The organism is Segatella oris (assembly GCF_900637655.1).
GTDB lineage: Bacteria > Bacteroidota > Bacteroidia > Bacteroidales > Bacteroidaceae > Prevotella > Prevotella oris.
The window spans coordinates 2,374,927-2,388,142 of record NZ_LR134384.1; the positions used below are offsets into that span (position 1 = coordinate 2,374,927).

Genomic DNA, 13,216 nt, shown 5'->3' on the forward strand with positions numbered 1-13,216 from the left:
ATTACCACCCCGTATTTTGCTTTAACACACCATTACTCAACGTTATCTGTGTCAGAGGTATCTGGCAGAAGCCTCGTTTCTTGATAATACTTTGTGCATCTATATTGACTTTCTCTTTTACACCGCCACTCAACAACACGGTATTCTGCTCTGAAATCTGACTTGCTGCAGCTTGTAGTCCCTGACGAAGTTCATCCCAATATCTGACACCTTCGAAGGCAAACTCTTTCTGGCGCTCTTTCCATATGTTTTCTTTTGTGGCTGAAAGAACGACATAATTACCGCTAAGTGAGCTATCCGGCTGTGTATATGCACGCTTACGAACTTGATTAAAATACTGTTGTGCATTACTACTTCCCAATTCTGCTGCCATCAAAAGCACGTCAGCATACCGCAAAAGCACCCAGTCTTGATACTGAGAAATCATAAAATCACCGGCCATATCGCCTTGCAGATAAGATACCAACGATGTAGAGCCATCGCTATTCGTCATGTTTTTACTCAGTGGAGAATACTTTTTAATGGCATATCCGGTGTATTCACGCTGGTCTGCAATGTATTTTTTCTCGTAATTCTCCAACTGCTGACAGTCTATAATGGAAGCCTGACGGCGCGAATCTCCAACACCATAGATTGCTACTTGCTTGGGATTGACAGTCAAAGCGCCCCATCCTTGCCCATAACGATTGTAAACATTGGCTCCCGTTCGCATGCCAAGCATCGCTATGAAGCGGTTCCCATCATCATTACCATTATAATCTGCCGTGTAATTGAACTTCATTGAAAGGATTGTTTCCTTGTTTCCTACACCAGCATACGATGACTTATCCACCCAATGATCAAGGTAGTTACCGGTCTTATCATCAGAAGATGCGGGCCAAAGGTCTTTGAACTGTGCAACTAAACCATACTCTCCACTCTGTATAACCTCTTCACAATAGGCCAGAGCCTTTGCCTTTGTCAATCCTCCAGGCATGGTCTTACCCTCATTATTGTTATAAAAACCATCGTAAAACAGATAGACCCGAGCCAACATTCCCATTGCTGCATAGCGTGTGATGTGTCCATCATTCTTGGCAGCTTCAGCCTTTGGATAGGCATCTGCAGGGATATTCTCTGCTGCAAAGGTAAGATCTTTCACAATAAGTGAATAGACTGAGTCCGGATCAGCTTGTGGAATATTATCTTTGGAAGCATGTTTGAAAAGAGGAATACGCTCCCATAAACGCACCATATCAAAATAACAGAGTCCACGGATAGCATGTGTTTCTCCAAGATATGCAGCACGTGCCCGGTCGTCATCCCATGAAATACCTTCTGCCTTGTCTATAAACTCATTGCAACGGAATACAGCTGCATAATAAAGAGTCCACAGAGTATTATGCATATCCGTATAGGAAGGAGCCTGATTCATATCAAAACGATCTATCACCTGAGTGTTACGACCGTCTGTATTGCCTGTACCACCAAAGCACTCATCACTCATTGTCTCGGTAAGTTGATAGAGTGTAAAGTCCGGGCCGCTTGAAACTGTTCGCTGCCAACCATCATAACAACCGTAGAGAGAACGTAATCCATCCTCTTGACTCTTATAGAAATTAGACGAATTACTCTCTGTCTTTGATGTCACATCCAACCAACTGTCACCGCATGAAGATAGACTTCCCATGCCGAGCAGGGTCAAAATAACCATCATGATATTATTTGTTTTCATACATTATATTCTTTATTGATTAGAACTTAAGGTTTACTCCCACTAAAACTGTGCGCGGACGAGGATAATACCCAAGGTCTACACCTGAAGCCCAACTATTGACTCCGTATCCAATCTCTGGGTCCATACCATTATATTTGGTGAAAGTAAGAGCATTCTGAACTTGGAAATATAGACGAGCTTGAGAGAGAAACTTAGCCTTGAGCAGCTTAACGAAATCATAACCTAGGGTAATATTACTGATACGCAGGAAGCTTCCATCATGAATAAACAAATCAGAGAACTGCCAGTTGATATTGGTTTCCGTCACACGAGGATATCTGTTACTTGTTCCTTCGCCTGTCCAACGATCCAAAACTTCCGTGGTATAGTTCGCTGTCTTTGCCCCTACATTGCGATAAGTCTGTACAATATCATTGCCAACCATACCATTTGCCGTCACATTGAAATCGAAACTCTTATAATCAAAGCCCAAAGAGAAGCCATAAGTAAAGTCAGGCATTCCGTTACCAAGGTTCACTTTATCAGCATCATTGATGACTCCGTTGTGGTCAATATCGTAATATTTCACATCACCGGGCTGCACATCACTCTGCAAAACGCCATTACCTGCGGCTATCCAATCGTTGATATCCTGCTGACTTTGAAAGACTCCAGCCGTCTTATAACCCCAGAAATACCCTATGGGATGTCCATTGCTGGCACGATAGAATTCGGTTGAATTGTCATAAAGTTGTCCGTTACCATCTGTTCCATGGATAATTCCATCCTCAGTAGGAATATTTCCCACTTCATTATGGTTATAGGCACCATTCAAGTTAACATAATAGTGGAAGTCCTTTCCTATGTGATCTGTCCATGAAAGTCCCAATTCCACACCGGTATTCTTGACGTCTCCACCATTAATATAAGGTGCCCCAGTCCCTGCAGTAGCCAAGATTGGCGCTACAACCAGCCAGTCTTTCGTCGTTTTATAATACCAATCAAAGTTTATATTCAAGCGTCCGTTGACAGCACGAGTGTCAAAACCAAAGTCAATCTGTTCTGAAGTCTCCCACCTCACCTTTTCATTTGCCAGCCTACTCTCATAAGCTCCATAGAAAGGTGCCTGCGCTGCAGCCCCATACTGATTGCCAAACAAGTAATAAACTCCATTAGTTTTGATGGGCGATACAAACATCAAATCACCTATATTCTGATTACCTACCTGTCCCCAGCTAGCACGAAGCTTGAAATAATCCAACAGATGAGAGACCGGTTTCCAGAACTTTTCATTAGAAACTAACCAACCTGCACTCACAGAAGGGAAGTAACCCCAACGGTTTCCCTTTGCAAATTTACTGGAAGCATCGGCACGAAGCGTTGCATTGAACATGTAAGTTTCTTTCCTGTTCCAACCAATACGACCGAAATATGAGAACATACGCTGCTTCAAAGAGGGCGCACCACCAGCTCCAAGCCCTTCTTCGGGGGTTGAAGCTGTTCCATTACTGACATAAGCATGACTCCAATCATGAAATCCCCCCTTTAATTTGCCTTGACTTGCAGACAGTCCTACACCGAAGAACTGATAGGCTTCAGTTCCCAAAAGGGCATTAAAGGAATGTTCTTTTAGTTTCCAATTATAGCTCAACGTGTTCGTCCAAGTCAGTTGTTGATTATGACCGGCATTCTGACTGACACGTGTCTGATTGATATTCCGCGAGTAATCGCTGAATTCATAGAGTGGAGTGAAACTGCGATAGTCTGAACTATAGTATTCATATCCCAGCACTGTGCGAAACCGTAAATCCTTAATCAACTCGGCATCAGCATAAACATTGGCACTGAAACGAGCTGCATTGTTCTCATTATTGGTGTTGGTCATCATCAGACCATAGGGATTTCCCATTCCCTGAACATCTTGCCAATCCATAAACTTAGTGTTCAAGTAAGGACTCTTATAATTGTTCTTACCATACACCGGGACTAAAGGTGACATGCCAAAAGCACCTCTCAAGGTGTTGTTATAGGCACTGCCGACAGACACTCCGCGTCTCTTCGTATAGATAAAGCTCACCTGTTCACCGACTTTCAGCCAAGGTTTAACCGACCAATCCGAATTGACACGAAAGTTATAGCGCTCGTAATTGCTGACCTCTCTGCCTCCGACGATACCCTCTTGGTTCATATATCCCAAGGTCATCGCATAGTTCCCCGACTTGCTTCCGCCTGTCACACCTATATTATATGAGCCTGTCTGCGCATTCTTCTTAAACATCTGACCCACCCAGTCAGTGTCAACAAAGCTGCCATCCTCATTGTAAATACTCTTAAAAGCAGTCCAGTCATAGGGCAGTTTGCCCGAATTCACAGCCTGTTCGTCAAGAATTGTCATATATTCTTTGGCATTCAGCATCTTTATGGAACGCGGTTTGTTCTGCCAACCGACATAACCATCGAAGCTAACTACAGTTCTTCCCTCCTTACCGCTCTTCGTTGTGATGAACACAACGCCATTAGCTGACTGCGAACCATAGATTGCAGCCGAAGCAGCATCTTTCAAAACATCTATGCTTTCAATATCAGCGGGGTTCAATGAAGCTACATCTCCACGGATACCATCAATGATATAGAGAGGGTCACTGCCATTGATTGTACCCATACCTCGTATATTTACCTTCAATCCCGAACCTGGTTGACCACTCTGGGAAATGATAGTCATACCCGGAGTCTGACCCTGCAAGGCCTGCAACGGATTGGAAGTATTCAGTTTGGCAATGTCATCTCCTTTCACATTGATATTGGCTCCGGTGACAAGTTTCTTTTTCTGAACACCATAACCGATAACAACAACATCATTCAGGGAATTGGATTCTTCATCCAACTTAATGACCATCGAATTACCATCAACTTTAACATGCTTCGTAACAAAACCAATATAACTGACGATAAGCATCTGTCCTTCATTGGCTTCGATAGAGAAAACACCATCAAGGTCGGTCACGGTGCCACCCTGTTTCCCTTGCACTACAACGGTTGCCCCCATTAAAGGCTCATTGTCTGAAGCCGACAACACCTTTCCCGTGACCGTCTTAGCACAGAGACTTGTTGCTGACAGCAGCATGACTACTGCCACAACAACCTTGCAAAAGAAATTTTTGCTCCATATAAGAGACGATTTCCTCATAACTATTTTGTTTTTAGGTTAAATATTATTAGATTATACTTACAACATCTATTGGTATTAAGATTTATCTTTTGCAAAGATAATTAAAACATAACGGAACGTTAATTCCTTATGTTTTCAACATGAACACCAATAGTTATAGGGTGTGTATAAAATGTTTCTGTAAATGGTATGATTTGTTTCTAAGCAGTTGAGGGAAGCCGTTATTTCTCAGAACTTTCCCTGATTTTCAGTATCATAGGGATGATTTCCCTATAGATGTGCTGGTCGCCACCTATATGTCGCAACAGCAGTTCACAGCTTTTGAAGCCTTGTTCGTGTGCCTGATCCATAATCGCACTAAGCTTTGGGGTGACAAAAGCTGCCGAGTCACCATCGGTGAAGCCTATGATTGCAACATCATCGGGTATGCGCAAACCACACGCTTTGATTGCATCGAAGGCGGCATAGGTGATGATATCATTGAAAGCAAGAATGGCATCAGGACGTTTCTCGCTTTGAAGCAACTGCAAAGTAGCCTGCCGTGCCTCGTCAAAATCAATTTTCCCACACAACACCAAATCACGGTCTATGGGCAAACGATGGTCGCGCAAGGCCTCAAGATAACCGTGCTTGCGCCGCTTCACCATGTCAAGGTGGTTTGGCCCACCAATGAAGGCAATGCGTCGGGCACCTCTTGCAATGAGATGAGATGTAGCTTCCTGGGCTGCCTCATCACCGTTGGCAACCACCTGAGAGAACTTTTCGGGCAGACAGGTACGGGCGAAAAACACGACAGGGATGCCCATTTCGTGGAGTTGGAGATAGTGCTGATAGTCCACCGTGTCTTGCGCCAGACAAGCTATGATGCCCTCCACATGCATAGAAATGAAGCTTTCAATGGCTTTTTCTTCACGCAGATGACTTTCGTGACTGTTGGCACTGATGACCGAATAACCATTTCGCGAGGCATAATCCTCTATGCCGTCAAGCACCGAAGCATAGTAATGGGTGACGAGATTAGGCACAATCACACCTATCACACGTGGTGCTTCCCTGCGCAAGCTCTGTGCAAAAGGATTGGGACGATAGTTCATCTGCTTGGCCAAAGCCTGCACCTTGGCTTTCATTTCATCCCCAACCTCATGACTGCCCCGCAAGGCTCGCGACACCGTGGCCATGCTTACACCCAACACTTCGGCCAGATCTTTCAAGGATGTCCTACGCTGTTTCATGCTAAAAACTTATGCTTCTTTGTTTAACTTCATAGCTATTCAGTGACTACAAAGATACAAATAAAAGTAAAACAGCAGAAAGAGATGAGTGAAAAAAAGACAAAAAGCAAGATAAACCCTTTCCCGTTGACTTCTCAATATGTAAAGAAAGATTGCTAAAAAAACAGGTCTTGAAAATCGAGCAAATAGAAATGAAAGCGTTGAATGAAAGCCATTTTAAGACATGAAGAATGGAAAAACGAGCCGAAATTCATCACATTGTCTCACGATTTGCGTCATATTACCACGCTATATAGGTCAGAACACAGTGCCGTTTGAGGCAAAACAAGAGGTGTTTCAAGTCATTTCAGCACCTGATATGACGCAAAATGCAACTAAAATTCACGTTATTTCATCTCGCTTTTTCTATGATTTCATCTATCCGTTTGATAGTCAAAGCATTAGCAAACAGGCTCAAAACTCGCGTATTTCCAAACAGAAAACTCCGCGTTCAGAATAACTCAAGCATTTGAAAGCTTTTGTAAAATAAAATCAGAAGACGCCAATCACAGATACATATGCAGAGAAAGACTCCGGAAAATCAAATGTAATACTCTGCAGAATCGACCAAACCGGCTCGCAAGGCATATTTTGTGGCTTCATGAATAGTGTTGACACCAAGCTTACGAAAGATGTTCTTGCGATGTGTATTCACCGTATGGAAGCTCGAAAACCGCTTTTCTGCAATCTCACGCGTAGTCATTCCAAGGGCTATATCCTTCAGTATTTCGTTTTCTGTAGGTGTAAGTTTGGCGCGATCTGACGCAGTTTCCATCGGCACAAGCAACATTTCGGCCATTCGTTGACAGATAAAACGGCGCCCACGAACGGCATAATCAAGCGCTTCGCGTATCTCCTGAAGGCTGCATTCCTTTAGCAAGATACTGAAACGCGGTGAAGTTGCTATGAGCACCCGCACGAAATCAACGCTCAAATCCTCGCAGAAGAGCAGCCATCTTGCTTCAGCGAAGCGCTCACTCAGTATGGAAAGCTCGGCAGCATCATTGATATCAAACAGTGTATAGTCGAGAACTATCACCCGATTGCCGTCATTCTGCAATGCCAGAAGCAGTTCGCTCTTGTCTTCGACATACTTCGTGGTCACGCCATTGAAATCACTAAGAACATACATCAAGCCTGCCCGAGTGATGTCTTGCTTATCAGCTAAAAGAATTTCCATACCTTATTGATTTTCATACAAAGTTAAATAAAACGGCAGAATGCAAGAAACATGAAGCTAAGAAGCTGATAACCGACAGTCCTTTTCATGTGGGAACCAACATTTTCAGCAGTTCAGAACGTCACGCGAAGCATGAACCTGACACCATTTTTCTTGGCTGTCGGGAGAGTATTATAATTACAACGGTGCACATACTCCACGTGAAGAATCTTGAAAATGTTATGAAGTCCGGCCACAACTTCCACATAAGGGCGCTTCGGATCCATTACATAACTGCCTTCGGGGAAGCTCCATAACACAGGATCGCCTGCATTTGCCAGCAACGTTGGATTGTTCTTGTCGGTCAGTTTGCCCAAAAGTGTCTTCACTCCGATATACTCACGCCATTTAAGTTTCTTCAACAGAGGTATCCTGTTGAGGAGTTTTCCATTCAAATCCCAGCTCACATCAAGGCTCGCATAGCGGTCGTTAAGGAATTCCATGTTGTTAATCATGTTGAAAGTCTCCTCTTGTACGATGTAACTCAAGTTAGCTGCGGGCATAATCAGCAGTGGGAAAGGTACCTTGTTCCATTGAGCGCCAGCCTTTACATGGGCATCTATCTTGCCCCATGAGTTCATCCAGAAGCGCTTATAGATAGCAGCCTCGGTGAAATTATACTTATAATCGCCACCAAGGAACTTGACTCCCATCGAATGTCCGAAGGTAAACACGGGCGCATCAAGGTTGACCGGAATACGACGTTGCTTCGTGTTGATATATGTTCTGCCCGGAGCGAGTTGGAAATTCACGCTCAGTTCGGTTGTTCGCAAAGTCTTCACAGGGAACAGGAGTGCCCCCATTGGCTCGTCTTCCTCGGTCTTCACGCCAATGACTGAACGCAATCCCCACTCCGACTCCCATTCAAACTGAAGCTGCTGACGGTTATAGAGCATCATCTTATCAACCTTCGACCACTTGAAAGCAGTGAAAACATTGTCCTTATCTGTACGCATAAACTTGTCGGAAGGCGACATGATATCATAGGTTGAGGTGAAAGTCAGCGTGCGTTTCGGGAACTCTCGCGGCAGATAGTCTTTCTTGTTGAAAGAGTAAGTCACCTCACCTTTATAATAATTGCGATGACTCTTCCAGCCATGAGCATAGTAACCGGAGAAGAACCAATGCTTGTTGAGGTTGGCAGTTGTCTGTGCACTGACGCGTGTTCGCAGCCCATCGATGAAGTTAGAGGTAAGCATGGTGTTGATTGGGCCTATATCTACCTTGCTGGGATGGTTCAGATCGCCCGTTTCAACAAAGTTTTCTATCAGTGCTTTTGCCCCGAATATGATGTATTTGAAGCCTTTCAACTGCTCTATTCTGTGAATGAAAGCCTGCATTTCTCCCTCACTCTTAGTGAGTTCCACCGTGCGATATTGGTTCCAGAAGGCTTCATCGCGCATCATTGCATTGGCTTCCCGCCGTGTAGAAGCCTTGCCTTTGAAGAGTTGTTTGGGCAGTTCGTCAAAGGCATAATCGCTTAATCGCGTCGTACGTACAATGAGTGCTTTCGACATGAAGTCAGTAACTTTCAGCTCTGCCACCATGTCATCAACACTCAAAGCCCATTCGCCATTCGGCAATTTGGTGTATTCCTGCGTCAGTTTCAGGTTTTCAACAAAGTTAACATCACTTCGCTGAGGTATTGAGAAGTCGCATCTTTTCAAATGAAGTGTGGAGTCTGCCAGAATATATAGTTCTCCTCGGAAGCCAAAGTCCTGCTGGTTGTTGGGCAAGAACTGCAGATGATAGCAGAGATCATGGTCTACATAGACCGTATCTTCAATGTAGAAACGATAGAACGAAATGGCATCCTTGCCGATAGGACTGGTAAACGGGTACTGAAGCAGACGCACCTGATCATCGTAAAGGTCGACATCTGTGAAGACATCTTTCATGACCGTATTGAGAATATCACCCGTTTCAAACAACTGGTTGATGCCGTTGGTCTGTTGTCCCAATATGATATCCTTCTCGGTTTTGGGGTTCTTGCGATACAGATGCTGGGTAACGGTTTCATCAACCGACAGGGGGAGTATCAGTTTATGATTGTAAGGACTGGTTTCTATCTGGTCGATGAGCCATTGTTTATTGGCAAAAAAGCCGCTATCTATATCGACAGGCTGAATGTCATTGACTGCCATTGTAATCTTCTGATACTTGTTATACTGATAAAAAGCATGATTGTTCAAGTCTGTTTTCTTCTTAGCTGCAATCACACGTCTCATCAATTCGACCGCAGGATTATCCTTTCTGCTATATCTGTTGCGCTTACTCTTTACAACAACTCCTTTCAATGTGCGCGTGTCAGACTTCAACTTAACGTTCAAGAAGGCTGTCGAGCCTGGCTTTATGGTGTATTCCTTGCTCTGATAACCTACTGCACTGATGGTCAATATCCACCCCTCATGACGGTCAATCGTAAACTTTCCACTTGCATCTCCACTCACTGCAATGTGGTGTCCCTTGTAGGTTGCACTCGGATATGATATGGTATCACCGGTCTGGGCATCAATTACGATACCTTGTATCTGTGCTGTTGCCGACAAAGATGCCGTCAAAAGCAACAAAAGACCTAATATATATTTCCTGAAAATCATATATCTCTCTACCTAAATTATAATGTTATACCTATAAAAGTTGGGCGATATCCGTGATAATCCTATTGGGTATCTGCTCGTCATACTGCTGTTCTGTCCAACCTTCTCCCCTGAACCACACCGTTTGGCAACCAATCTCATGGGCCGGTTCGATATCTTTATGGAAACTATCTCCAACGACAACGACTTCCTCTGGACGTAATCCGAGCCGCTCTACACCTAATCTATAAATTCTTGGATCAGGCTTTCTGATACCGACAACAGCACTTTCGACAATGTCACTGAACAGATGAGCAAGTCTGAATTCTTTCAAAACGACGCCTACATTGCCGTAGAAATTGCTCACAAGCACCATAGGATAATGCTCATGTAAACGTTCTAACACATCGCGACTGTGTGTGGTTGTTGCAACCACTCGGGCATAAACATCTTGCAAAACCGCCTGTTGAAGACGACAGGATGTTGTCTCATCAACATCCAATCCTGCTTGCCGGCTGAGATATTCAAACTCCAAACGCAGCTTCACTTCAAGCGTTTTGTGAAACGTATCATCGGGCTTTATGAGCGAAGTTCTGCCCAAAGTGCGTTCTCCATAGACATAGGCTTCACGGAAATGAGCTTCATTTACGGGCACTTGCTGACGCTCATAAGCATGCCAAAGCACTTTTCCCCAATGCTGACCGGCAGTGTCAAGCGTTGCACCATAATCGAAGATATATCCTTTTATCATTGCTTTTAATTGTCTTGAAGAGTAATTTCTACGTGTAAAACCTATGCTATTTCCTTGCCAAGTGACTCACAAAGCTGCTCATGTGTGCGGTGCATGTGAACATACATGGCACTCATGACGATGATTTCAAATAGCGGATAGAGCCAAGCATGGTCACTTAAGCAGGCAATATAACAGACAATGGCCCGCAAGTTGAATGTCAAGAGGTTGGTATATTTCATCAATGGGCGCGAACCTGCAAGGAAATGCTGACGCAATTCCTCGTCTTTTGCACTTTCATTCCATTTTTTGAAGAACTTCTGGAAAGCCGGAGTACGCTTCTCCTGACTGTGACAATACTTTGCATAATTGGAGTAAAAGAGTCGGTCCCAGAATGCACCTTGCTCAGGAAGTGCCTTCAATGTTTCGATTTGCTTTTGATAACTGTCAAGTTCACTGCCCTCTTTTCCCTTTAAAAAGAACAGATGTATCTGCCTATAATAATCCGCCAAAGAACTTTGGGGAGAATGACAAAGGAAGCCTGCAACGCTGCAAAGTATCCAACTTCCTATGCCCCAATTGACATCTGTGTAAGGAATTTGCTGATGATAAAGGCGCATTGCAATGGCACAGTAAATGAAAACAAACCATACATCACCTGAAAACTCATCGAGCATTCGGCCTATCAGCGTTTTCTTTCCAGCGAGACGAGCCATCTGTCCATCAGTAGAATCACAGAAATTGGCCAGCATCAACAATATCACTCCTATGAGATTATGCGTCAAATCGGTGTAGTAAAACATGCAACCTGCCGCCGCTCCTAAGATAATTGATAATATAGTAATGACATTGGGATGTATATTCAGCTTGTTCCATAACAGTGCAAACACCAGTCCTATGGGGCGAGTGAAGTGCACATCCAACCATTCTTCCGTATCATCCGACTTGAAAGAAGCTCGTAACAACTCTTTGAAACTACTCATAAATGTTTGTTTATTTTGTTCTTAATACGTTTAACAATGGCCTCAGATGCCTCATCCCGACAGCGGGAAAAGCTCGGCCAGTCGTTGAAATCAATGATATAGAAAGCTCCCGAGGCCGTAATGATTGCATCACCACCATAAACTTCCACTCCCGTGAGCATCGCAATGGCCTCTGCCGTAGCCTGCAATACTGCAACATCAAAGCCATAATGCTGTGCCTTACCATTCATATCTTCGTCTCCGAACTTGGATATTCCGTCGTCATTAGGATAGAAATAGCGAAAGAAACCACCCTGAACAGCATAGAACTTCACTAAATCACCCGGCACATGTGCCTGAACAATCCAGTTGGTTATGCCCCGAAGAACAAATGAAGCCTGCTGTTCGGCCAGTTCTGCACGGTCTTTACAATAGACCACATCACCTTTATGCTGCGCTGACATGTCACCTCTTTTGAGCCAATAGCCGTCACTTCCTTCTGAATTGGGCACTGGAATACCCTGCTCCCGCAAAGCAACATCAAGCAAACTACGTTCGCATCGTTCAACCCCGTAGGCCGAATTGATAACCAACGCGCCATTATCTTCCTTTGCTTTCAGCAGTTCAAGCGTTCGCTTATGCCGCGCCATTGACACATATACATCGGCATCTTCTGCTGCAGAAAACCGTGTTTCATCAATCATTCTGACCGATGTGCCAAGACCGTCCATGACTTGTTGCAGTATAATTCGGTCTTTTTCTATCGAGTTCGGCGAGAAGATTGCATCACGCCTTATTGCTAACAACTTCATTTCAAGAATGCTTCTGCCTTCAATATATCGTCAGCATGATCCACATCCATTATCTTAGAGAAGCGGTAAGCCTTAAGTTTTCGGCCATCACGAATAAGTCCACGTTGGAAGTTTCGCATGCGACTCTCACCTCGTTTCATACAATTATCGAGCGTTTCAAAGGCAGAAGGCATCAAACCATAAATGCCCCCGGAGATAAATTTGCATTTTCTTTCGCGGTCATCATCCAAGAACCCCGTGATATTCATGGCCTCATCAGTATCTACATAGAGTGGTTTTTCATCATCAATGAAGTCAGTAACCCCCATCAAACCCTCGCATCCACAGGCCAACTGCTGTCTGAATGCACGCACATAGGCTGCAAATTCATCCTCCTTGAATATCGTATCCACCGTCGTCATCACGAAAGGAGCCGGCTTCATGACCTTACTTAACTCGTAGAAACTATGCATTGAGCTTGGTGTTGTCTTCACTATGAAGTTCAAAGGGACTGGTCTTCCAACAAGACCATCCTCTTCCAAATCAAGCAAATGACGACTTACTTCCGTGGTCAAAGCATTACATATCACTGAAATCTGCTCTGCTTCATTGTCCATGAAAATACGTATCAGACGGTCTATCAACCGTTCATCTCTGACTTTCACTAACGGTTTAGGGGGCTTTATGCCCTCTTGTGCCAGACGAGAACCCTCTCCTGCCGCTATAATTGCATAATTCATTCAAATCAATTTGTTGTACTAATATGCCACAAAATTACGCAATATATATGAAAAGTAGA

10 protein-coding genes and 1 pseudogene are annotated in these 13,216 nt (G+C 44.0%); 1 reads left to right on the forward strand and 10 read right to left on the reverse strand.

Annotated features, from left to right (window positions below):
• Position 1 precedes the first annotated feature (1 nt).
• From EL210_RS14055 to EL210_RS09885, 4 genes and pseudogenes are all read right to left on the reverse strand, one after another.
• The gene (locus EL210_RS14055) at positions 2-1,042 is read right to left on the reverse strand and encodes a RagB/SusD family nutrient uptake outer membrane protein (RefSeq protein ID WP_406675736.1); all 1,041 of its coding nucleotides are present in this window, start codon (positions 1,040-1,042) and stop codon (positions 2-4) included.
• Positions 1,028-1,714: pseudogene (locus EL210_RS14060) on the reverse strand (RagB/SusD family nutrient uptake outer membrane protein); the annotation flags it as partial. The pseudogene EL210_RS14060 and the gene EL210_RS14055, both read right to left, overlap by 15 nt.
• Before the next feature lie 19 nt (positions 1,715-1,733).
• Positions 1,734-4,883, reverse strand: a complete 3,150-nt coding sequence (locus tag EL210_RS09880) for a SusC/RagA family TonB-linked outer membrane protein (RefSeq protein ID WP_026285984.1) — start codon at positions 4,881-4,883, stop codon at positions 1,734-1,736.
• A gap of 203 nt (positions 4,884-5,086) precedes the next feature.
• Positions 5,087-6,097: a LacI family DNA-binding transcriptional regulator gene (locus EL210_RS09885; protein WP_018920900.1), complete on the reverse strand. Its 1,011-nt coding sequence runs from the start codon at positions 6,095-6,097 to the stop codon at positions 5,087-5,089.
• A gap of 223 nt (positions 6,098-6,320) precedes the next feature.
• Between EL210_RS09885 and EL210_RS09890 the strand changes: the two genes are divergently transcribed.
• Complete coding sequence (locus EL210_RS09890) at positions 6,321-6,596, forward strand: hypothetical protein (RefSeq protein WP_018920899.1); 276 nt, start codon at positions 6,321-6,323, stop codon at positions 6,594-6,596.
• An 81-nt stretch (positions 6,597-6,677) separates the two neighbouring features.
• On the opposite strand, the gene EL210_RS09895 is transcribed toward EL210_RS09890, so the two are convergent.
• The 6 genes from EL210_RS09895 to EL210_RS09920 all read right to left on the reverse strand — a co-directional run bounded on the left by EL210_RS09895 (position 6,678) and on the right by EL210_RS09920 (position 13,157).
• Complete coding sequence (locus tag EL210_RS09895; RefSeq protein ID WP_018920898.1) at positions 6,678-7,316, reverse strand: helix-turn-helix transcriptional regulator; 639 nt, start codon at positions 7,314-7,316, stop codon at positions 6,678-6,680.
• A gap of 113 nt (positions 7,317-7,429) precedes the next feature.
• Positions 7,430-9,955, reverse strand: coding sequence for a DUF5686 family protein (locus EL210_RS09900; protein ID WP_018920897.1), 2,526 nt, complete (start codon positions 9,953-9,955; stop codon positions 7,430-7,432).
• A gap of 31 nt (positions 9,956-9,986) precedes the next feature.
• Positions 9,987-10,685, reverse strand: a complete 699-nt coding sequence (locus tag EL210_RS09905; RefSeq protein WP_018920896.1) for an HAD family hydrolase — start codon at positions 10,683-10,685, stop codon at positions 9,987-9,989.
• A gap of 41 nt (positions 10,686-10,726) precedes the next feature.
• A complete protein-coding gene (locus tag EL210_RS09910) occupies positions 10,727-11,647 on the reverse strand; it encodes a CDP-alcohol phosphatidyltransferase family protein (protein WP_018920895.1) in 921 nt (306 codons plus the stop codon).
• Positions 11,644-12,438: an ATP-grasp domain-containing protein gene (locus EL210_RS09915; RefSeq protein WP_018920894.1), complete on the reverse strand. Its 795-nt coding sequence runs from the start codon at positions 12,436-12,438 to the stop codon at positions 11,644-11,646. The genes EL210_RS09910 and EL210_RS09915 overlap by 4 nt, the downstream gene beginning before the upstream one ends.
• Entirely contained in the window at positions 12,435-13,157 is a 723-nt protein-coding gene (locus EL210_RS09920) for a sugar phosphate nucleotidyltransferase (protein WP_018920893.1), read from the reverse strand. The genes EL210_RS09915 and EL210_RS09920 overlap by 4 nt, the downstream gene beginning before the upstream one ends.
• Positions 13,158-13,216: the final 59 nt, after the last annotated feature.

Coding starts and splice junctions, on each gene's coding strand:
- EL210_RS14055 (WP_406675736.1), bottom strand. CDS start 1,042: ATGGGAATGTTGGCTCGGGTCTATCTGTTTTACGATGGTTTTTATAAC.
- EL210_RS09880 (WP_026285984.1), bottom strand. CDS start 4,883: ATGAGGAAATCGTCTCTTATATGGAGCAAAAATTTCTTTTGCAAGGTT.
- EL210_RS09885 (WP_018920900.1), bottom strand. CDS start 6,097: ATGAAACAGCGTAGGACATCCTTGAAAGATCTGGCCGAAGTGTTGGGT.
- EL210_RS09890 (WP_018920899.1), top strand. CDS start 6,321: ATGAAGAATGGAAAAACGAGCCGAAATTCATCACATTGTCTCACGATT.
- EL210_RS09895 (WP_018920898.1), bottom strand. CDS start 7,316: ATGGAAATTCTTTTAGCTGATAAGCAAGACATCACTCGGGCAGGCTTG.
- EL210_RS09900 (WP_018920897.1), bottom strand. CDS start 9,955: ATGATTTTCAGGAAATATATATTAGGTCTTTTGTTGCTTTTGACGGCA.
- EL210_RS09905 (WP_018920896.1), bottom strand. CDS start 10,685: ATGATAAAAGGATATATCTTCGATTATGGTGCAACGCTTGACACTGCC.
- EL210_RS09910 (WP_018920895.1), bottom strand. CDS start 11,647: ATGAGTAGTTTCAAAGAGTTGTTACGAGCTTCTTTCAAGTCGGATGAT.
- EL210_RS09915 (WP_018920894.1), bottom strand. CDS start 12,438: ATGAAGTTGTTAGCAATAAGGCGTGATGCAATCTTCTCGCCGAACTCG.
- EL210_RS09920 (WP_018920893.1), bottom strand. CDS start 13,157: ATGAATTATGCAATTATAGCGGCAGGAGAGGGTTCTCGTCTGGCACAA.